The sequence below is a fragment of the Micromonospora sp. SCSIO 07396 genome, assembly GCF_053667945.1.
The window spans coordinates 3628880-3647661 of record NZ_CM132210.1 but is presented as its reverse complement, the minus strand read 5'-3'; the positions used below and the strand labels follow the sequence as shown (position 1 = coordinate 3647661).

Genomic DNA, 18782 nt, shown 5'->3' with positions numbered 1-18782 from the left:
ATGACGGGCCTGCGTGATGTGGCGGCAGGCGTCAACGAGTGAACGAGGACAAATCGGTCAAGTTACGCATTTCGTATTCTTGGGGTCTGGCAACCATGGGCGGTGTCGGCGTGGTACCCGAAGCCCCCGGTCGAGCGGTCAGGGTGGACCGCAGCACTCGCTGGTGCAACCCCGGCCCGGTGCCGGGTTGCCCGACCAGGGGCACAATCTCCTCACCGCCGACGACCTCGACTACGCGCACACCGAGGGCCTGGACGTGTGGCCTACACCCCGTTGATCAACGGTGGCTACGTCCGCCCCGACAAGCCGCTGCCCGAGGCCTACGACCACCCGGGACGAGCCGGGTCCTCGGTGTGCTCGACGAGATCACCGTCGAGACGGGGGCGACCCGCAACCAGGTGGTGCTCGCCTGGCTGCTGCGCCAGGGGATCCGGCCGATCGTCGGCCGCCGAGCCGGTGCCGCCGTCGGGTGACAGCGGCACCGGCCCCGGCGGCGCCTCAGGTGGCGACGGTGGCCAGCGGCTTCAGGCCGTAGGTGTGGGCGTAGCCGTTCTCGGTGCCCACGAGCAGCTCGACGACCTCGAAGTAGCGGTCCCAGAAGGGGGTCTCGCGCAAGGCGTCGATCAGCAGCCGGTAGGCGTCGTGGTCGTCCGCCTCCCAGACCCAGATGTCGGTGACCCGCGCCGAGTAGAACTCCGTGTCGTAGAAGCGCGAGCGGACACCACGGGTGCGGGCCTCGATGACGGGCAGAACGTGGGTGGTGAAGGCCTGGACGCGTTCGGCCACGGTCATCGCCAGCCACTCGGGAGTGGTTTTGACGAGCATGAAAGCGGTGACCGGCGGCCCGGATCGGTCAGCGGGCACCGACGGCCCCCTGGGTGGTGCGGACGGCGGGCCGGAGTGTGCGGTCGCACCACTGCGCGAACGTGGTGGCCGGCCCCGCCTGCGGTGAGCGGGCGACGCCCGAGTCCAGGCCCTCGTCCTTGGCGCGTTTCATGTCGACCATGGCCTCGACGAACGCTTCGTTGAGACCGTAGCCGAGCATGGTGGAGCGCAGGTCGTCGAGCGGCTGACGCCGGTAGCGGACCGGACGGCCCAGTTCCTCGGTCATGATGCGGGCCAGGTCGTCGGGCGAGAGGTCCTGCGGGCCGAGCACCGGGACGTCGCCAACACCGCTCCAGGAGCGGTCCAGCAGCAGCCCGGCCGCGGCGGCGGCGATGTCGGCGACGGCCACCATGGGAGCGCGACGGTCCGGGGCGACGGTGTCGGTGAAGACGCCGTCGTCGCGGATCGCGTCGACCTCCTCCAGCAGGTTCTCGAAGAAGGACGGGCAGGCCAGGGCGCGGTAGGCGACGCCGGAGCCGGCGATCAGGTCGTCCATGGCCAGGGAGGCGGTGACCAGCCCGGCGCGGGTGGCCTGCGGGGTGCCACGGCCGAGCGCCGAGACGCCGACAACGTGGCCGACTCCCTGCTCGGCGAAAACCCGCGCGGCCGGGTGGGTGAAGCCGCTGTAGGCGTCGTCAGGCGGGACGGAAGCGTCCGGTGGCACCAGCCAGAACACGGCGTCCGCCCCGGCGAAGGCACGTTCGACGGTCGCGGCGTCGCCGTGCGAGCCGACGACCACCTCGACCCGTCCACGGACGCCTTCGGGTAGCCGGGCCGGATCCCGGACGATGACCCGTAACTCCTCACGGCCGGCGGGTACGGCCTCGATCAGCAGCGACAGCAGGTGCCGCCCGATGTTCCCGGTGGGACCGGTAATGACGATCATGAAACCTCGATTGTCGGATCGGCAGGACTCAGCCATCGTGCGGAGCGGCGCCGCATTGCCACAATGGGAACTTCAGCATCCAATCATTGCCCGAAGTGGAACCATTGCGGTGAGCAGCCCAGCCCCGAACCTCGATGCCAACCTCGCCGTCGCCCTCGACGCCCTGCTGACCGAGCAGAGCGTCACCCGCGCCGCCGCGCGGCTACAGACCTCCCCGGCGGCGATGAGCCGTACCCTGGCCCGGTTGCGCCGGGTGCTCCGGGATCCACTCCTGGTCCGGGCCGGACAGCGGATGGTGCCCACGCCGCGCGCCGAGGCGCTGCGCGACGAGGCTGCCGCGGTGGTACGCCGGCTGGAGGCGTTGCTCGCCCCGAGCGGCGGAATCGATCCCGCGGCACTGCGGCGCACCTTCACCGTCCAGGCCGCGGACCTGGTCGGTGCCGCGGTCGCGCCTGGTCTGCTCCGGTTCGCCCGACAGCGGGCACCTGGCGTTTCGCTGCGGGTGCTGGCCGAGGAGTGGGAGGCGGGCCCCGCGCTGCGGGACGGACGGATCGACCTGGAAATCGGGGCCATCGACCATGTCGACCCGGAGACCCAGGTCGAAGAACTCGTCACCCTGCGGATGGCGGCCGGAGTCAGGGCCGGGCACCCACTCACCGAGGGAACTCTGACGGCCGCCCGGCTCGCGGCGGCCGAGCACGTGGCGGTCAGCCGTCGCGGACGCTTCAGCGGACCGCTGGACACGGCCCTGGCCGCGCAGGGGCTCAGCCGGCGGGTCGGCGCCGTCCTGCCCGGACACCTGGCCGCGATGATGCTGGCCGCAGCCGAGGACGTGGTCTGCCTGGTGCCGACCGCGCTGCCGGGCGAACCTCCGTCACGGCTCAGCGACGCGGCACACACGCTGGGGCTGCGCCTGCTGGACATTCCACTGCCGCTGCCACCGCTGACCATCGGCATGGCCTGGCACCCACGGCACGGCGTCGACGGCGCCCACCAGTGGCTGCGTGCCGCCGTGCGTCAGGTGCTCCGCCCCGCCCGAGCGGAGTAGAACCTGCGCGTCAGGACCGCGCACACCTCTCCGTCGGGGCGGGCCGCACCGCTGGGGGAGAACTCGCGGATGCGGCTGATCACCGGCGGCGGCGGGACATCCACTGCCAGAGGTGGGTGCCGTCGACGCTCGGGTCGTTGCGGGCCACGTAGATCCAGGAGAAGTGGCCGGGGAACCGGTAGCCGTTCCAGACGACGTGGTCGTACAGGGTGATCAGTGATCCCGGGATGAGGTCGTGGGCGTGGACCGTGTTGGTCTCCGGCGGCACGGTGTCGTCGTCACGCGAGGTGACCAGCCAGGTCGGGGTGTCGATCGCCGCCAGCTCCGCGTCGGTGACCAGCGGCGGACCCTCACCACCGAGCGGCTCGACGACGCCGCAGATCGGCACCGACGCGGCGAACAGGTCGGGGTAGGCGACGGTCATCTTCAGGGACATGTAGCCGCCGTTGCTGCAGCCGACCACGTGGATCCGGTCGGGGTCGACGTGCTCACGACGGACGAGGTCGTCGACGATCTCGCGGATCAGCGGGGCGAACCGGGGACCGTCCTCCATCCAGTAGGAGGTGCTCTGCGGGGCCACGACGTACGCGCCGGAGAAGATCCGTTGGGCCTGCGGGGTGGCGAAGCCCAACGCGCCCCGGTTGGCGCGCAGCGTGGTCTCGTTGTCGTAGTAGCCGTCGGGCAGGGAGGCGCCCTCGCCGGCACCGTGCAGCCACAGGATCAGCGGTCGCCTGCCACGACCCGGTGAACGCGTCGGGGAGTACAACCGGTACTTCAGGCCCGACCCCGACACGTGGTGGCTGAAGGCGTCCACCTCGGGGTTGGACAGCCGCCCCTGCACGAAACCGGTGATGGTGACGGGCGGGCCGTGACGCCGCACGAGCGGGGCGTTCTGGGTGATGGTGTAGACGAGGTCCAGCCGGACGTTGCGCCCCTTGCTCAGGATGTAGCCGAGGGTGCCGCCGCCGAGCTGACCTTCGGCGTGGCTCAGGTCGAGCACGATGTCGCCCCGTCTGTCGAGCCGGGCTGCGGTCACCGTACGGTCCAGGTCGTACTCGCTGAAGATCAGGTCGCCGGGAGCGATCGGGATCGGGCTGGTGGCCCTGGTGTGCACCGTGAACGTGTCGGCGTGCAGCCCGGCGGGGTCGATCGGTCCGAGCCGGCCGGTGTGGAGGGTGACCGAGGTGACCTGTTCGCCGCCGTCGAGCGTCGTCGCGTCGAGGGCGAAGCTGACGCTCACGGGGTGGTGGCCGTCGGCGTGGGCGGCCGGGTCGGGCAGCGCGAGACCGAGGGCGACGCCGGCGCCACCGGCCAGGACGGTGCGGCGAGAGACCGACGCGGACATGCGACCCCCGACAACTACGTAGACATCTGTCGATAGAGGGTCAACCTAGCGCCGGGGAGATCCGCTGGCAACCGGTGTGCGGGTGACCCCACCACCGGCGATGATCTCCACGGCCAGGCGGGTGGGGCGGTCGGCGAGGAAGACCCGGCCGCGGGCGTCGTGCACAAGGTCGAAAAGGTGCCAGCGGGTTCCTGGCGACTCCGTGGCGTTCCGGTGCAGCCCGTCCGAGCGCACAGGGAGCCGGCCGTGCCACGAGTGGTCGTGTTCGACGAGACCGGCGGTCCGGGACGTGCTGGGCGTCGTCGACGAGCCGGTCGTCGAGCCCGCAGCCGGCGAGGTCCGCGTACGGATCGGGGCCTTCGCCGTCGACCCGCTCGACCAGATGGTCCGGGCCGGGCAGCCCCGCGGCCCGTGCGGTTGCCGCACGCGCCCGGTGCCTAGGCGGCTGCCCCGCCCGGCTGTTGCGACCGGGGCGACGCCTCGGGCTGCTGTCGGGCCGCCAGGGTGACCAGCACGTCCAGCAGCGCGGGTGTCACGGGTTCGCCCGTCACGAGCACCCGGAAGTGGATCGGCCCGACCACCTGGTCGACGAGCAGGTCGACGTCCGCGTCGGCGGGTAGTTCGCCCCGGGTGGCCGCCCGGTCGAACGGTACCCGGTCGCGGGCGCGCAGCCGTGGCAGGACCTCCGCGCGTAGCCGGGCGGCCAGTTCGGGGTCGTGTTGGGCCTGGCCGGCCAGGGCCCGGAACACCGCGCCGGAGTCGGACACCTCCAGGAAGCGGACCAGTTCGTCGAGGTGGGCTCGGAGGTCGGTGTGGAAGGTGCCGGTGTCGGGCAGGGTGAGTTCCTGGGCGCTGTCGGCGGCGAACGCGTCGACCAGGATGTCGGTCTTGGAGCGCCACCACCGGTAGATGGTCTGCTTGGCGACGCCGGCCCGGGCGGCGATGCCCTCGATGGTGACCCTGGCGTAGCCGATCTCGGCGACGAGGTCGTCCGCCGCCTGGAGTACGGCCTCACGGGCCGCCTCGCTGCGGCCGTGCCGGTTGCCGCGGTGCATCGGACGCTCCTTCCCCGTGCGGTGTCCTCCACGTCCCCGACGACGCTACAAGACCCACATCTTCCATAGACGCAACGTTGCGTCTAGTCTACGACCCATGACGACGACACTGCACGACCCGGCGGTCCGCGACCTGATCGACCGGCTGTTCACCGAGGCCGAGCGCGACGACGAGCGTTCGCCGGGTCGGCCCGCGCCCACGGCCACCGCCCAGGAGCGTTCCGACCTGCTCGAAGACGTCTACATGCCGATCTCGGCCCGGGGCGGCGACCTGCTCTACGCCCTGGTTCGCGCGGCCCGACCGCAGACGGTGGTCGAGTTCGGCACCTCGTACGGGATCTCGACGCTCTACCTCGCCGCGGCCGTACGGGACAACGGGGTCGGGCACGTCACGACGACCGAGCTCAGCGCGACCAAGGTGAAGGCGGCCCGCGCCAACCTGGAGTCGGCCGGGTTCGGCGACCTGGTGACCGTGCTCGAGGGGGACGCGTCGACCACCCTCGGCACGGTCGGCGGCCCGATCGGCCTGGCCCTGCTCGACGGCTGGAAGGAGCTGTGCCTGCCCGTCCTGCGCCTGATCGAGGACCGGCTCGCCCCGGGCGCGCTGGTCGTCGGCGACGACTCCACGTTCGCGTCGATGGGTGACTACCTGGCCTACGTCCGCGACCCGGGCAACGGCTACGTCAGCATCGACTTCCCCGTCGAGGACGGCATGGAACTCAGCTGCTGGACGGGCCGCTGACCAGGGAACCGGGGTGGCCGGGGTCAGTCCGGCGGCGCGGTGCCCGGTGAGATCGCGCCCCGGACGCACGCGGCCAGGAGCCTGCGCCGCCGCTCGTGCTCCTCGTCGGGTTCGTCGGCGGTCGCGGCGTAGCCGATGCTGGCCGCCGACCATGCGAACGCCTGCTCAGGACCAGGGTGAACAGGTCGAAGGGATCGCCCGGGCGCACCCGGCCGGCGGCCTGCGCCCGGGCGATCGCCGCCAGCTTCGGCTCGTGGTCGACGGCCCGGCCCAGGCTGCCGGTGGGCTGCCGCTCCAGGCGTAGCCAGGTCGGCAGCCGGACCAGTAGGGAGTCGCGCAGGTTCGCGTCGTACATCGCCAACGCCGATCCGGGCAGGTCGTCCGCGTCGAACGCGACCGCGCTCATGAGCTGGTCGGCGATGACGGCGTCGAACGGCAAGGCCGACGACGCCCGCGAACTCGGCGCCGTCGATCTGCTCGTCACGACCGACGACGCCCGCCTCCTTCGCACGACCGGGCGGGGTAGGTCGAACATCTCATTGCGTGCTCCGGTGCCCGGTGTCGGGAGCGCGCCCGGCCAACGCGGTGATGAACGTGACGATCTCGTCGGGGTTCTCCTCGGCCATGAAGTGCCCGCTGCCGGTGGCCCGGTAGGTGAGGTCCGGGGCCCAGGCACGCCAGAGCGCGGAGGCGTCGAAACCGAGCTGGGCGCCCCAGTCCTGGGAGATGACGCCGACGGGCATCGTGAGTTGCGCGCCGCGCTCACGGTCGGCGACGTCCATGTCGAGGTCCACGCTGGCCGTCGCGCGGTAGTCGGCCACGATTGAGTCGATCGCGGCGACGGAGCTGTCGACGTAGTGGTCGCGCTCGTCGCGGGTGAAGGTGGTGCCGGTGGGGTCCCAGGCGTCGAGGAAGGAACCGAAGAACTCGGGACCGACGGCGGCGATCATCTTCTCGGGCAGGCCGGCCGGCTGGGCCATGAGATAGAGGTGCCAGGCGACCTTGGCGTCGACGCCGTGCAGGACGGCCCACGTGTCCAGGGTCGGCAGGACGTCGAGGATGCCGAGGTAGCGTACCGCCTCGGGGTGGTCGAGCCCGGCGCGGACGGCGACGAGGGCACCCCGGTCGTGGCCGATCAGCCCGAACTGGTCGAAGCCGAGCTGACGGGTGACGGCGACCACGTCGTTGCCCATCGTGCGCTTGGAGTAGGTGCCCGGGTCGTCGGCGACGGGCTTGCCGCTGGCCCCGTAGCCGCGCAGGTCGGGGACGATGACGGTGTGGTCGGTCGCGAGCTTCGCGGCGACGTGACGCCACATGTAGTGGGTCTGCGGGAAGCCGTGGAGCAGCACGACGGCCGGCCCGTGGCCGCCGACGGCGACGGTGAGGTCGACGCCGCCGTCGCCGGCGATCGTGTGGTAGGTGAAGTTGCCGATCACGAATGGCGTGGTCACGAATTCTCCCGGGTCGGGTCGGTGGTGCGGATTTCGGGATGGCCGGAGAAGAGGCCGGCGGGCAGCGTGGTCCCGCTGGTGGCGGAGGCGACGAGGGCCGGGATGATCACGGTGTCCACGAGTGCGGACAGGTAGGCGTCGTCGACCGCGAGGCCGTTCGCGTGCCGGAGCAGCAGCACCGATCCGACGACCTCCTCGAAGGCGAACGGGCTCGCCCCGGCGGGCAGTTCGCCGCGGGCGACCGCGGCGTCGATCACCGCCTGCGGCAGCCGGGCCCCGGTGGGGCCCGTGGAGTTCTCGATGGCGTCGCACAGTTCGGGGTCCTTCAGCCCGGCCTGGAGCAGCATCAACGCGGTGCCGGTGTCGGAGGCGGCCATCGTGCGTTCCAGCCGCCGGGCCAGGGCCAGCAGGTCCGCGCGCAGGGTGTCCCCCGGTGGCAGCGGGGACGTCGAGTGCCGGGCCGGCCCCGCCTTCACCGCGGCGATGACCATGTCCCGCTTGGATCCCCATCGCCGGTACAGGCTGGCCTTCGACGTCTGGCAGCGTCGGGCCACCGCCTCGAAGGACACGTCCTCGTACCCGTGCTCGGCGAGGATTCCGAGGACGGCCGCGGTGATCCGCCGCTCCAGCTCGGCATCGCGCGGCCGTCCCCGGGCCCCTGGTGGTTCTTCATTCCGATACGACACGCACCGTATCGTATCTCAGTAGGTTGGCACCGTCGACCGGGGGCCCCGTGACACCCTCAGTTGCCGACGCCGAGGCTGGCCATGAACGCCGCCGGGTAACGGTCACCGCGCGCGGCACCCTTCGGCACGGCCGCCTCGATCTCTTCGAGATCACCGGCCGACAGCTCCACCTCCAGCGCCGGCAACGCCTCGGCCAGCCGCTGCCGGGTACGCGCACCGACCAACGCGACGATGGACGGGTCCTGCGCCGCCACCCACGCGATCGCCAACTGCGCCACCGTGCACCCCTTCGCCTCGGCGACCCGGCGCAACGCCGCCACCAGGGCGAGGTTGTGCGACGCGTTCTCGGCAGCGAAGCGGGGAGCGTGGTTACGCGGATCGTCCGCCCGCCCCGGCACCCAGTGCCCCGAGAGCAGACCACGGCCCAGCACCCCGTACGCGGTCAGCCCGATGCCCAGCTCCCGCAGCGTGGGCAGCACCTCGGCCTCGACCGCCCGCGACAGCAGCGAATACTCGATCTGAAGATCGGCAACCGGGTGTACGGCGTGCGCCCGGCGGACGGTGGCCGCGTCGACCTCCGACAGCCCCACGTACCGTACGTAACCGGCGTCGATCATGTCCTTGATCGCGCCGATCGTGTCCTCGACCGGCACCGACCGGTCGAGCCGGGCCGGCCGGTAGATGTCCACGTGGTCGACGCCGAGCCGGGTCAGCGAGTAGTTCAGGAAGTTGCGCACCGAATCCGGGCGGGAGTCCTGACCGGCGAACCGCATGCCCGGCCCCACCTGCTGCCCGAACTTCACACTCAGCAGGTAGCTGTCCCGGTCGCGTCCCCGCAACGCCTCCGCCAACAGCAGCTCGTTGTGCCCCATGCCGTAGAAGTCGCCCGTGTCGATGAGCGTGACCCCCGCGTCCAACGCGGCCCGTACGGTGGCGATGCTCTCCCCACGATCGGCCGGGCCGTACGTGCCCGACATGCTCATCGCCCCCAGCCCCACCGCGGAAACCGTGGGACCCGTGTCACCCAACCTGCGTGTCTGCATCGAAACTCTCCCTCGTCGGTCGATCCCGGCTCCACCCTGCGCCGCTTCCCGGCCCGCCGGCAGCGGAGCGCTTGTCGTGGGAGCGCCACTCCCTGGCTCGGTGCCAGCCTCGGCGGGCAGCATGGAGGCATGCAGCGTGAGCAGCTCGCCGACTTCCTGCGACGCCGACGCGAGGCCATCCGCCCCGCCGAGGTCGGCATCCCCGACGGCCCTCGCCGCCGCACCGTCGGCCTGCGCCGCGAGGAGGTCGCCATGCTCGCCGGTATGTCCGTCGACTACGTCGTCCGCCTGGAGCAGGGCCGCAGCAGCCAGCCGTCGACCCAGTTGCTCGGCGCCCTGGCCCGGGCCCTGCGCCTGACCGACGACGAGCGCAGTCACCTGTTCCACCTGGCCGGCCACCAGCCGCCGCCCGCCGAGGGCGTCGCCCGCCTGGCCCGGGCCGGCCTGGTCCGGCTGCTCGACCTGGTGGGCGACACCCCCGCCATGGTCCTGTCCGACCTCAGCGAGGTCCTAGCGCAGAACCGCATGTCGGTCCTGCTCAGCGGAGACCACACCGGGCTGACCGGCGACCGCCGCTACGTCGCCTACCGCTACTTCACCGACCCGACCGTCCGCGACCTGCACGACCCGGGGGAGTGGCAGCGGCACGCCCGCCAGCAGGTCGCCGACCTGCGCGCGGTGGCCGGCCGGCGGGCCGGCGACCCGACCGTGACCGGCCTGATCGACCGGTTACGGGCGGCCAGCGACGACTTCCGGCGGCTGTGGGCCGAGCACGAGGTGGCGGTACGCCGGGCCGACCGCAAGACGTTCATCCACCCGCGCGTGGGCCGGATCACGATGGACTGCGAGACCCTGGTCACCCCCGATCTCGGCCAGCAGCTGCTGGTGCTGACCCCGGCCGACGCCGAGGCCCGGGAGCGGCTTGAGCTGCTGCGTGTGCTGGGAGTCGAGGAGTTTGCGACCGGCATGCCCCACTGACCGGGGAGCCCGTCGTGAGCACCTCCCGGCCGGGCCCGATCCACCCCCCGACGCCGGCTGCTGTGGACTCTCCAACGGCTTGAGACGTCAGGGTGGTGGCCGTGGACGCGTGGTTGTCGATCGGTGAGGTGGCCCGGCGTACGGGCCTGAGTGTCAGCGCCATCCGGTTCTACGCCGACGAGGGCATCGTCGCGCCGGCCGCTGCGGTGAGCGGGATCTGACCGAGGTACGGCGGCAGATCGTCGCCGTCGACCCCGGGCCGCAGGTGGCCCGGCACGTCGCGCTGCTCGGCAGGTACCACGCGCTGACCGCCACCATCAACGGCACACCGCAGCCCGTCGTGCACGCCCCGGCGTCCACCTGGCTGTACGCGGCCGTCGCCGCGCTGCCCTGACCAGGTGGGGACGTACGGGTGCCACGGGTGCGCGGGAACCGACGCGGGGTGCCATCTGCCTGGCTATCCTGTGGCACGTCGTGACGGGCTCGGCTCGCACCAGGAACCCACCAGAAGGCAGCCACCGTGACAGCCACCCCACGCCAGGACGCCCGGCCGGCGACGGTGACGGCGCACGGGGTCCTGGCGGTGCTGACGGTGCTCACCCTGGTGGGTAACCGGTACTACGGCGCGGACGGGTGGCAGGTCGCCGCCGCGGCAGGTGCCGCCGTCCTGCTCCACGGGGCCGCCGTGGTGTCCCGCCGCCGGCCGTGGCCGGGATATGCGACCGCCGCGCTGGGCATGCTCGTCCTGGCGACGATCTCCTTTCCGAGCTGGTCGGCGATCCTGCTGCCGTCGGCCCTGTGGTTCCCCGTCACGTTGTGGTGGCTGGCCGGCCTCGTCCCGGTCAGGTCCTCGGTGGTCGCGCTGGCGGTTGCCGTGTTCGGGATCATCCTCGCCGAGCTGGTGGCCTGGGACCGGCTGCCCCCCGGCATCCCCGGCTGGACCCTCCTGGTTGAGGGTGGGCTGCTGACGCTCGTGGTCGGCGGGGTGTGGGCTGCCGCCCTGCTGGTGCGTCGGCGGCGCGAGGCGGGCCGGCGGGCCGAGAGCGGCCGGCTGGCTGCGGCCGTCGCGGACGAGCGGGCCAGCATCCGCCGTGACCTGCACGACGTGATCGCCCACACGGTCACCGTGATGGTCGCGCGGATCGAGGCCGCCGCGGTGACGACGACGGACCCGGCGACCCGCCGCGAACTCGGCGACATCGCCGAGGCGGGCCGGGACGCCCACCAGGGTCTGCGGGCGATGCTGGCCACCCTGGGGCCGACCACCACGGCACCGCGCGCCGATGCCCGGCGCGACCAGGTGCCGATCTCGCTGGACGCCATCGCCGACCTGGTGTCCTCGGCGGCCAGCCCGCTGCACGCGGTGACGTTCGCGGAGGTGGGCCCGCGGCGACCGCTGAGCCTGAGCGCCGAGGTGGCGGCGTTCCGTACCGTGCAGGAGGGCGTCACCAACGCGCTGCGTCACCTCGAACCGCCGGTCGAGGTGACCGTTCAGCTCCGGTGGGGTCCGGCCGAGCTGGAGGTGGAGGTACGCGACGACGGTGGCTCGGCGCTCCGCGCCCCTGGCGGCTCGGCGCTCCGCGCCCCCGGCGGCTCGGCGCTCCGCGCCCCCGGCGGCTCGGCGCTCCGTGCCCCCGGCGGCCGTGGCACCGGCCTGCTGGGGGTCGGGGAACGCGTGCGCGCCGCCGGGGGCACCCTGTCGGTGACGGAGGGGGAGCACGGATGGGTGCTGCGAGCGTGGCTGCCCACGAAGGAGGGGGCATGACCAGGATCCGGGTGATGCTCGTGGACGATCAGGAACTGTTGCGGACCTCGTTGCGTACGGTCCTGTCGGCCGACGAACGCATCGAGGTCGCCCACGACGTCGCGAACGGCATGGACGCGGTCGAGGTCGTCCGGCGGCACCGTCTCGACGTGGTGCTGATGGACATCCGCATGCCGCGCATGGACGGGGTGGCCGCCACGGCGGAGATCGTCCGGATCGCACCGGCGACCCGGGTGCTCATGCTGACGACGTTCGATGACGACGACCTGGTCGTGGCCGCCATCCGGGCCGGCGCGAGCGGCTACCTGACCAAGGACGTCCGGCCCGCCGTCCTGGCGCAGGCCGTGTGTGACGTGGCCTCCGGGACGTCGGCGCTGGCCCCGGGGGTGGCGGCGACGGTCCTCGATCTCGTCCGGCAGGTGCCGACGCGCCGGACGGGGGCGCTGGCCGGCCTCACCCCGCGCGAGGTCGAGATCTTCGGCCTGCTCGCCCGGGGCAGGTCCAACGGCGAGATCTGCGCGGAACTGGTGCTGAGCGAGAACACGGTGAAGTCGCACGTCCGGGCCGTGCTGCAGAAGCTGGACCTGCGCGACCGCGTACACGTGGTGATCCACGCGTACGAGAACGGGCTGGTCGGTCGGCACGATCTGCCCGGCTGAGATCTCATTCTGCCGGGTGGTGCCGGCTCACCCCGTGGTGTGATGACCGTCGGTGACGGCCTGCCTAGGTTCGACGTCGTGCCTCTCCAACGTCTGCGTTCTCCCCGGGTGACCTCCCTGTCCGCCGTCGCCGCTGTGCTCGTCGCCGTACTGCTCGCCTGGGCGACGCCGGCCCACGCCACCGGCAGAGGGCTGGTCGACGACTACCGTTCCGCCTACGCGACGCCGGGGGTCGCGGCGGCCGTGATCGACGGCTCGTCGGTCGAGACGACCGTCCGCGGCCGGGACGGGGACGGCAACGCGGTGACGGCGGGGACGCCGTTCCGGATCGCCTCGATGAGCAAGTCGATGACGGCGACAGCGGTCATGCTGCTGGTCGACCGGGGCCGCGTCGTGCTGGACGACCCGGTCGTCACGGTCCTTCCCGACTTCCGGATGGCCGATCCGCGCTTCACCGCGATCACCGTGCGGCACCTCCTCAGCCACACCTCGGGCCTGTCGGCCAGCACGAACAACGAGTACGTGTTTCCGCCTCCGCGCGACGCGCGGCAGGCCGTGGCCCGGCTGGCCGACGAGTCCCTGGCCGCCGAACCGGGCAGCCGACCGGTCTACCACAACACCAACTTCACGATCGCCGCGAGGATCGTCGAGGTGGTGTCGGGTCAGCCCTTCGACGAGTTCCTGCGTGCCGAGCTGTTCACCCCGCTGGGGATGACCCACACCCGCTCGACGCCGGGGTGTTCCGATCGCGCCGAGGGTCTGCCGTCCGGGTACGGGGTCGTGCTCGGGTTCGCCGTCGCGGTGCCGGAGATGCCGGGGACGTGCGCCGGCAACGGCGGGGTGATCTCGACCCTGGACGACATGGTGCGGTGGCTGCGGTTCAACCAGGGCGGCCCCGGCACCGGCCTGCTCAGCGCCGCCGCCCTGACCGAGCTGCACACCGTCCAGCCCAGGGCCGGCGACTACGCCCTGGGCTGGCAGGCCCGCCCGGCCGCCGCCGGTACCCCGCCGATGATCGGCCACGGCGGGACCCTGGCGACGTGGACCGGGGACATGGTCTTCTCGCCCACGACGGGCAGGGCGGCAGTCGTCCTGACCAACAGTGTCGGCGCGCCCGGGGAGCTCTCGGCCAACCTGCTCGCCGAACGGCTCGGCACCCCGACACGGCCGATGAGCAATCCGCTCGACACCGTGAACGCGGTCCTGCTCGGGCTCACGGTGGTGCTGGCGGCGCTGCTGGTCACCGCGGCCGTCCGGGCGCGCCGCTGGGCCGTCCGGCGCCGTACGACGCGACGACCGCTGTTGATCCTGCGGCTCGTGCCCCTGACCCTGGCGACGGTGCTGGGTGCGACGCTGCCCGCGGTGCTGCCGATCCTGCTCTTCGGCGCGACCTTCGACCTCGGGTACTGGATCGTCTTCGCCTGGCTGCTGCCACTGCTGCCACTGCTGTCCCTCGTCAGCTGTGTGCTGGGGGCGGTCGCGCTCGCCCGTCGGCTCTGGTGCCTGCGCCACGCCGGTCAGGCGGTCCCCGCCGGGGACAGTCCTGCGGCGGCCGCGGCGACGACGGCGTGACGGCCGCGAGCGGGGGCTATGAGTCGTCCGTTCCGTGGCGCAGTTGACTGAAGGCCCGGTCCGCGTCGGCCACCGCCTCGGGTTGGACGTCGCGTGCGGTCCGCCCATCGGCGATCTTGCGCCAGTTGGTCCGAGCCAGTACCCGCTGGACCGCGATCACCTGGGCGGCCCGGAGCTGGCCCTCGATGCCCCGGTCGAGGGCGTCGGCCAGCGCGTCCTCGTCGTCGAGCGTGTACTGCACGAGTCGTCCCGCCAGGCTCGGTGTGGTGAACACCAGCCGGTGGAACGCCACCACCTCGGGTTGGTCGTTGAGGCCGGTGACCGGCTCGAAGCGGTCGAGGCCGGCCCGGAAGTGCCGGTGCAACGCCGCCATCGGCGTCACGTCGGGCCGACGGTCGCGGACCACCCGTGCGGCCTCGCCCTGGTGGTCGGCGAACCGGTGCAGGATCAGGTCTTCCTTCGTCGCGAAGTAGCGGAACAGGGTCGGCTTCGACACCTCGGCCGTCGCGGCGATGTCGGACACCGACACCCGGTCGAAACCGTGCGTCAGGAACAGCGAGATCGCCACGTCGGCGATCGCGTCCCGGGTCCATGCCTTCTTGCGTGCCCGCAGCCCGGTCCGTTCGATCATGCGGTCAGGGTAACATTCGTTACCGGGTTGCATTTTTAACTCGGTAACGTTTCGATGGGGTCATGAGGCAGGCAGACAACCCCCGCACCCCCGCCGCCGACGGCGTGGTCGCCAAGGCACCCGGCGACAGGCCGCCGGTGCTCGTCACCGGGGCGACCGGCCGGGTCGGACGATGCGTGATCGACCTGCTGACCGACGCGGGTGTGCCGGTCCGTGCCCTCGTGCGCCGCTCCGAGTCGGCGGCGACGCTGCCCGCCACCGTCGAGGTCGTCACCGGCGACCTCACCGTGCCCGCATCCCTCGACACCGCGCTGCACGCCGTCAGCACGGTCTTCCTGGTCTGGACCGCCCCACCGCGGACTGCGGCGGCCGTCGTCGACCGGCTGGCCGCCAGCGCACAGCGGATCGTCCACCTGTCCGCGCCGCACCGCACCCCGCACCCGTTCTTCCAGCAACCGAACCCGATGGCGGCGCTGCACGCCGAGATCGAGCGGCTCATCACCGGCACCGGACTCGGCCTGACGGTCGTCCGACCGGGAATGTTCGCGTCGAACGCCCTGCTCTGGTGGGCCACCGCGATCCGCGCCGGCAGCCCGGTCCGGTGGCCGTACGGGGCGGCCGAGACGGCACCCGTCGACGACCGCGACGTGGCGGCGGTCGTCGCGCGCACGCTCATCGAGGAGGGACACGTCGGTGGCGACCACGTCCTGACCGGCCCCGAGTCCCTCAGCCAGGCCGAGCAGGTGGGCATCATCGGTGACGTCCTGGGCCGCCCGGTCGCGTTCGAGGAACTGTCACCCGACGAGTTCCGGCGCGGGACCCCGCAGGCCGCACGACCGGCGGTGGACATGCTCCTGAACGCATGGAACGCCGCGCTGGGACAGCCGGCGTACCGGACCTCCACAGTGGCCGAGATCCTCGGAACGCCCCCACGAACGTTCCGACAGTGGGTCAGCGACCACGCCGCGGCGTTCGCCGTGGACCCTACGTCCGTTCCATGACATCGAGGGTGACCAACAGGTCCAGTGTGCCGCGACCGTCGGGCCCGCCCACAGTTCGCGGAACCGCGGAGTGCGGTTCAGCCGTTCGATCAACGTCGCGGCGTCAGGATCGTCCGGGTACCGGCCGGTGGTGGTCCGCAGGCCGGCGACGAGGGACTGCTCGAACCACGCCCGTTCCGCCGGGGTGTGCCGGACCCCAGGTTGCCGCGAACAACGGGATTGGGACAACACCGATCCGTCCACCGTGCCGGGCTCCCGAGCCGCCGCTCCCCGACAGCGTCAGGGCGGGAAGCGACACGGCCAGGTCCAAGGCGGTGGAACCCCGTGGCGGACGGTCACGCCCCCAGGCCGGGCTGATCCCTGAGCTGCCGGCGGGAGGTGACGCCGAGCTTACGGAAGACACTGCGTAGGTGGGCGTCGACGGTGCGGGGGCTGATGAACAGCCGGGCGGCGACCTCGTTCGACGTGGCACCGGTGGCGACCAGCCGTGCGATGTGCACCTCCTGCATGGTGAGCTGGTCGTACGTGTGACCGGACCGGCTGCGCGGCCGCTCGCCGGTGGCCCGCAACTCGTCGGCGGCCCGCTGGGCGAAGGCTTCGAGCCCCGCCCCGGACAGCAGGCCGTGCGCGGTGCGCAGATACGGGCGGCACTCCCGCCTGCGGCCCTCGCGCCGCAACCACTGTCCGTACAGCAGATGGGCTCTGGCCCGGTAGGGCACCAGCGGGCTCCGCTGGAGGTGTTCGACGGCGTTGCGGTACTGCTCCTCGGACCCGGTCACCAGCCCTCGGGCCAACGCCGCGACGCCCAGGCCCGTGGCGGTGCCGCTGGCTTCGGCGCGTTCGGTCAGCGATTCCAGGGCGGTTGCGGCGACGGCGGTCTCGCCGCAACGGACCGCGGCCTCCACCAGTTCGGGCAGTGCGAAGCTGGCCAGGAAGAGGTCGTCTGCGGCGACGGCCTGCCGGGCGGCGTCCAGGGCGGCCGGGTGGTCGGCGAGGCCGTTGTGCAGTACCGCCGCCGCCCAGTGGATGTTGGCGACCAGGAGGCCGCTGCCCTTCGCCGTCGCCGCGATCATGGAACTCTCGAAGAGTTGCAGGGCCTCCTTCCGGCGACCGCGCATCGCGGCCAGCTGAATCCGGTGGAACGGCAGCGGTGGGCCGCCGATCACCTCGGCGATCGCCTCCTCCTCGGCGATCGCCGCCATCGCCGAGCCGAGGTCGCCGGCGAACACGCTGTGCGAGCCGGTGTGGGCGAGACCGAGTCGCAGAAGCAGTGGCGAGCCGGACTCGCGGCCGGTCCTCGTCAGCCACCCGGTGATCGTCGCGTGTAGGTGCGGGTCCCACATCTCACCCGCGAGCATGAGGGCGAGCGCGGGTCGTTCGATCCACAGCGGATTGTCGGGTCCGTCGAGGACCTGCCGGATCAGCGGAACGGCGACCCGGTGCCCCTCATCCTTCAGCAGGATCAGCAGATCCAGGGCATCGGGTGGGCGCGGCGTCGACACCGAGGAGCGGGCCGCGGCCAGGACCGTCTCCATCACGCCGCTGGCCCGGCCGACGAGCAGGCTCATCTCGAGTGCGTCGAGGAGGCACCTGCGGGACCGGTCCGGGTCCAGGTCCGCGAGACGGCGCGCGGCACGGATCATGAACGCCGGTCCGTTGTGGTCGTGGTGGCTCTGGAAGGCCACCTGCCCCCGCAGCAGATCGGCGTACGCCTGCTGCGACTCGTCGAGCACCGCGTTCTCGACGGCGCCGAGCAGTGCGGCGGCCCGCTGGGGGTCACCCGCGCCGAGCCTGGCCTGTGCCGCCTCGAGCGTCCGCTGGACCCGTCCGGTGGCGTCCTGCGACAGCTCTCCCGCACGTTCGAGGAAGGCTGCTGCGGCGACCACGCCGCCCCGCGCCCGGGCACGGTGGGCCGAGCGGGCGAGTTCGGCGGCCACGTCGTCGTCGGGACCGGCGGTGCCCTGGGCGCGGTGCCACGCGCGCCGGTCCGGGTCCGAGACCGCGCTGGTGACCTCGGCCAGCACGCGGTGGGCCGTGTACCGCTCGCCGGCCCGCGCGGCCCGGTAGACCGCCGACCGGGCCAGCGGATGGCAGAAGCGGATGCGGGTGGAGAACTCGATCAGTCCCGTGGCGGCCGCGGCCACGCTGGCCGTCGGTACGTCGACGCCCAGCCTTCCTGCGGCGGGCCACAACAGGCCGGGGTCGCCCGTCGGATCGGCGCTCGCGACAGTCAGCAGGAGACGGACCTCGTCGGACAGGTGCGCCAGCCGGGCCTGGAACCCGCGCTCGATCCGGGCGGGCACCGACGACGTGTCCGGTGGGCCGTAGCCACCCGACCTCGGCAGTTCGAGCAACGCCAACGGGTTCCCCCGCGCCTCGGCGACGAGCCGGCCGAGCACCTGCTCGTCGATCAGCAGGTGACTGTGCGCCGCGAGCAGCGCCCGCGCGTCGACGTCACTCAAGCCGCCGACGGGCAGGACCGGCAGTTCGTCGAGTCCGCCCGGGGTCGGCGTCCGGAGCGCGAACAGCATGGCGACGGGCTCGGCGGACACCCGCCGGCCCACGAAGCTCAGCACCGACGCCGACGCCGCATCCAGCCAGTGGGCATCGTCGACCACACACAGCAACGGGCGGTCCCGGGCCGCGGAAGCCAGCATCTCCAGGGTCGCCAGACCGATGCGGAACAGGTCCGGTGTGCCTGCGGTCAGCCCGAAGGCGGTCCGCAGGGCGTCGGCGTGCCGGACGGGCAGGTCGGCGAGATGGCCCAGCACCGGCACGCACAGCTGGTGCAGGGCGGCGAATGGCAACTCCCGCTCGAACTCCGCCCCGGACGCCAGGAGCACCCGCCACTCCGACGCCGCCCCCCGGGCGTGATCCAGTAACGCGCTCTTGCCGATGCCCGGTTCGCCGCGCAGCACCAGCGCCCCGCCCCGGCCCGACCGTGCGGCGTCGGTCAGCTCGTCGAGCAGTCTGAGTTCGTTCTCCCTGCCGACCAGCGGGCCGCGAGGCGCAGCTGTGGTTCGCACCCAGGCAGG

The 18782-nt window shown here is 72.5% G+C and carries 19 protein-coding genes and 1 pseudogene; 9 read left to right on the top strand and 11 right to left on the bottom strand.

Going from position 1 to position 18782, the window contains the following annotated elements; translation table 11 throughout:
* Nucleotides 1-498: 498 nt before the first annotated feature.
* Together ACWCHM_RS15740 and ACWCHM_RS15735 are read right to left on the bottom strand one after the other, a co-directional pair.
* On the bottom strand, nt 499-864 hold the full coding sequence (locus ACWCHM_RS15740; protein ID WP_454222926.1) for a darcynin family protein: 366 nt from the start codon (nt 862-864) through the stop codon (nt 499-501).
* Nucleotides 854-1771, bottom strand: a complete 918-nt coding sequence (locus ACWCHM_RS15735; RefSeq protein WP_454222924.1) for an NAD(P)H-binding protein — start codon at nt 1769-1771, stop codon at nt 854-856. Before ACWCHM_RS15735 ends, ACWCHM_RS15740 begins: the two co-directional genes overlap by 11 nt.
* A 109-nt stretch (nt 1772-1880) precedes the next feature.
* Between ACWCHM_RS15735 and ACWCHM_RS15730 the strand changes: the two genes are divergently transcribed.
* Nucleotides 1881-2819, top strand: coding sequence for a LysR substrate-binding domain-containing protein (locus ACWCHM_RS15730; protein WP_454222922.1), 939 nt, complete (start codon nt 1881-1883; stop codon nt 2817-2819).
* Nucleotides 2820-2898: 79 nt separating this feature from the next.
* Here the strand turns inward: ACWCHM_RS15730 and ACWCHM_RS15725 are convergent, their stop codons facing one another.
* Both ACWCHM_RS15725 and ACWCHM_RS15720 read right to left on the bottom strand, forming a co-directional pair.
* The gene (locus ACWCHM_RS15725) at nt 2899-4164 is read right to left on the bottom strand and encodes a prolyl oligopeptidase family serine peptidase (RefSeq protein WP_454222920.1); all 1266 of its coding nucleotides are present in this window, start codon (nt 4162-4164) and stop codon (nt 2899-2901) included.
* Between the two features lie 437 nt (nt 4165-4601).
* The gene (locus ACWCHM_RS15720; RefSeq protein WP_454222918.1) at nt 4602-5219 is read right to left on the bottom strand and encodes a TetR/AcrR family transcriptional regulator; all 618 of its coding nucleotides are present in this window, start codon (nt 5217-5219) and stop codon (nt 4602-4604) included.
* A 97-nt stretch (nt 5220-5316) separates the two neighbouring features.
* Between ACWCHM_RS15720 and ACWCHM_RS15715 the strand changes: the two genes are divergently transcribed.
* Nucleotides 5317-5961 (top strand): O-methyltransferase, encoded by a 645-nt coding sequence (locus ACWCHM_RS15715; protein ID WP_281898626.1) that lies wholly within the window; start codon nt 5317-5319, stop codon nt 5959-5961.
* Here ACWCHM_RS15715 and ACWCHM_RS15710 read toward each other — a convergent pair.
* The 4 genes from ACWCHM_RS15710 to ACWCHM_RS15695 form a co-directional block, all read right to left on the bottom strand.
* Entirely contained in the window at nt 5939-6400 is a 462-nt protein-coding gene (locus tag ACWCHM_RS15710) for a hypothetical protein (protein WP_454222916.1), read from the bottom strand. The two genes, ACWCHM_RS15715 and ACWCHM_RS15710, sit on opposite strands and share 23 nt — an antisense overlap.
* A 97-nt stretch (nt 6401-6497) precedes the next feature.
* Entirely contained in the window at nt 6498-7412 is a 915-nt protein-coding gene (locus ACWCHM_RS15705; RefSeq protein WP_454222915.1) for an alpha/beta fold hydrolase, read from the bottom strand.
* A complete protein-coding gene (locus ACWCHM_RS15700) occupies nt 7409-8098 on the bottom strand; it encodes a TetR/AcrR family transcriptional regulator (protein WP_454222913.1) in 690 nt (229 codons plus the stop codon). The genes ACWCHM_RS15705 and ACWCHM_RS15700 overlap by 4 nt, the downstream gene beginning before the upstream one ends.
* A 56-nt stretch (nt 8099-8154) precedes the next feature.
* Complete coding sequence (locus tag ACWCHM_RS15695; RefSeq protein WP_204960844.1) at nt 8155-9141, bottom strand: aldo/keto reductase; 987 nt, start codon at nt 9139-9141, stop codon at nt 8155-8157.
* Nucleotides 9142-9270: 129 nt separating this feature from the next.
* Between ACWCHM_RS15695 and ACWCHM_RS15690 the strand changes: the two genes are divergently transcribed.
* From ACWCHM_RS15690 to ACWCHM_RS15665, 6 genes are all read left to right on the top strand, one after another.
* On the top strand, nt 9271-10119 hold the full coding sequence (locus ACWCHM_RS15690) for a helix-turn-helix transcriptional regulator (RefSeq protein WP_204960845.1): 849 nt from the start codon (nt 9271-9273) through the stop codon (nt 10117-10119).
* Nucleotides 10120-10220: 101 nt separating this feature from the next.
* Nucleotides 10221-10340 (top strand): MerR family DNA-binding transcriptional regulator, encoded by a 120-nt coding sequence (locus tag ACWCHM_RS15685; protein ID WP_454222911.1) that lies wholly within the window; start codon nt 10221-10223, stop codon nt 10338-10340.
* Between the two features lie 44 nt (nt 10341-10384).
* Nucleotides 10385-10513, top strand: coding sequence for a hypothetical protein (locus ACWCHM_RS15680; protein ID WP_454222910.1), 129 nt, complete (start codon nt 10385-10387; stop codon nt 10511-10513).
* Between the two features lie 126 nt (nt 10514-10639).
* Nucleotides 10640-11884, top strand: coding sequence for a sensor histidine kinase (locus ACWCHM_RS15675; protein ID WP_454222909.1), 1245 nt, complete (start codon nt 10640-10642; stop codon nt 11882-11884).
* Nucleotides 11881-12543 carry a response regulator gene (locus ACWCHM_RS15670; protein WP_454222908.1) on the top strand — a complete coding sequence of 221 codons (663 nt, stop codon included), beginning with the start codon at nt 11881-11883 and terminating at the stop codon, nt 12541-12543. The genes ACWCHM_RS15675 and ACWCHM_RS15670 overlap by 4 nt, the downstream gene beginning before the upstream one ends.
* Before the next feature lie 78 nt (nt 12544-12621).
* Nucleotides 12622-14115, top strand: a complete 1494-nt coding sequence (locus ACWCHM_RS15665; protein WP_454222906.1) for a serine hydrolase domain-containing protein — start codon at nt 12622-12624, stop codon at nt 14113-14115.
* A 16-nt stretch (nt 14116-14131) separates the two neighbouring features.
* Here ACWCHM_RS15665 and ACWCHM_RS15660 read toward each other — a convergent pair whose 3' ends face one another.
* Entirely contained in the window at nt 14132-14746 is a 615-nt protein-coding gene (locus ACWCHM_RS15660) for a TetR/AcrR family transcriptional regulator (RefSeq protein WP_454222905.1), read from the bottom strand.
* A 62-nt stretch (nt 14747-14808) separates the two neighbouring features.
* Here ACWCHM_RS15660 and ACWCHM_RS15655 point away from each other — a divergent pair, with 62 nt between their 5' ends.
* Complete coding sequence (locus tag ACWCHM_RS15655) at nt 14809-15747, top strand: NAD(P)H-binding protein (RefSeq protein ID WP_454222903.1); 939 nt, start codon at nt 14809-14811, stop codon at nt 15745-15747.
* A 36-nt stretch (nt 15748-15783) separates the two neighbouring features.
* Here the strand turns inward: ACWCHM_RS15655 and ACWCHM_RS15650 are convergent.
* Nucleotides 15784-15978 (bottom strand): annotated as a pseudogene (locus tag ACWCHM_RS15650) (MmyB family transcriptional regulator); the annotation flags it as partial.
* Between the two features lie 104 nt (nt 15979-16082).
* A complete protein-coding gene (locus ACWCHM_RS15645; RefSeq protein WP_454222902.1) occupies nt 16083-18773 on the bottom strand; it encodes an ATP-binding protein in 2691 nt (896 codons plus the stop codon).
* Nucleotides 18774-18782 lie beyond the last annotated feature (9 nt).

Excerpts from the sequence above, each read along its gene's own strand:
- ACWCHM_RS15715 (WP_281898626.1), top strand. The coding sequence starts at position 5,317 with ATGACGACGACACTGCACGACCCGGCGGTCCGCGACCTGATCGACCGG.
- ACWCHM_RS15670 (WP_454222908.1), top strand. The coding sequence starts at position 11,881 with ATGACCAGGATCCGGGTGATGCTCGTGGACGATCAGGAACTGTTGCGG.
- ACWCHM_RS15690 (WP_204960845.1), top strand. The coding sequence starts at position 9,271 with ATGCAGCGTGAGCAGCTCGCCGACTTCCTGCGACGCCGACGCGAGGCC.
- ACWCHM_RS15725 (WP_454222920.1), bottom strand. The coding sequence starts at position 4,164 with ATGTCCGCGTCGGTCTCTCGCCGCACCGTCCTGGCCGGTGGCGCCGGC.
- ACWCHM_RS15735 (WP_454222924.1), bottom strand. The coding sequence starts at position 1,771 with ATGATCGTCATTACCGGTCCCACCGGGAACATCGGGCGGCACCTGCTG.
- ACWCHM_RS15695 (WP_204960844.1), bottom strand. The coding sequence starts at position 9,141 with ATGCAGACACGCAGGTTGGGTGACACGGGTCCCACGGTTTCCGCGGTG.
- ACWCHM_RS15660 (WP_454222905.1), bottom strand. The coding sequence starts at position 14,746 with ATGATCGAACGGACCGGGCTGCGGGCACGCAAGAAGGCATGGACCCGG.
- ACWCHM_RS15720 (WP_454222918.1), bottom strand. The coding sequence starts at position 5,219 with ATGCACCGCGGCAACCGGCACGGCCGCAGCGAGGCGGCCCGTGAGGCC.
- ACWCHM_RS15655 (WP_454222903.1), top strand. The coding sequence starts at position 14,809 with ATGAGGCAGGCAGACAACCCCCGCACCCCCGCCGCCGACGGCGTGGTC.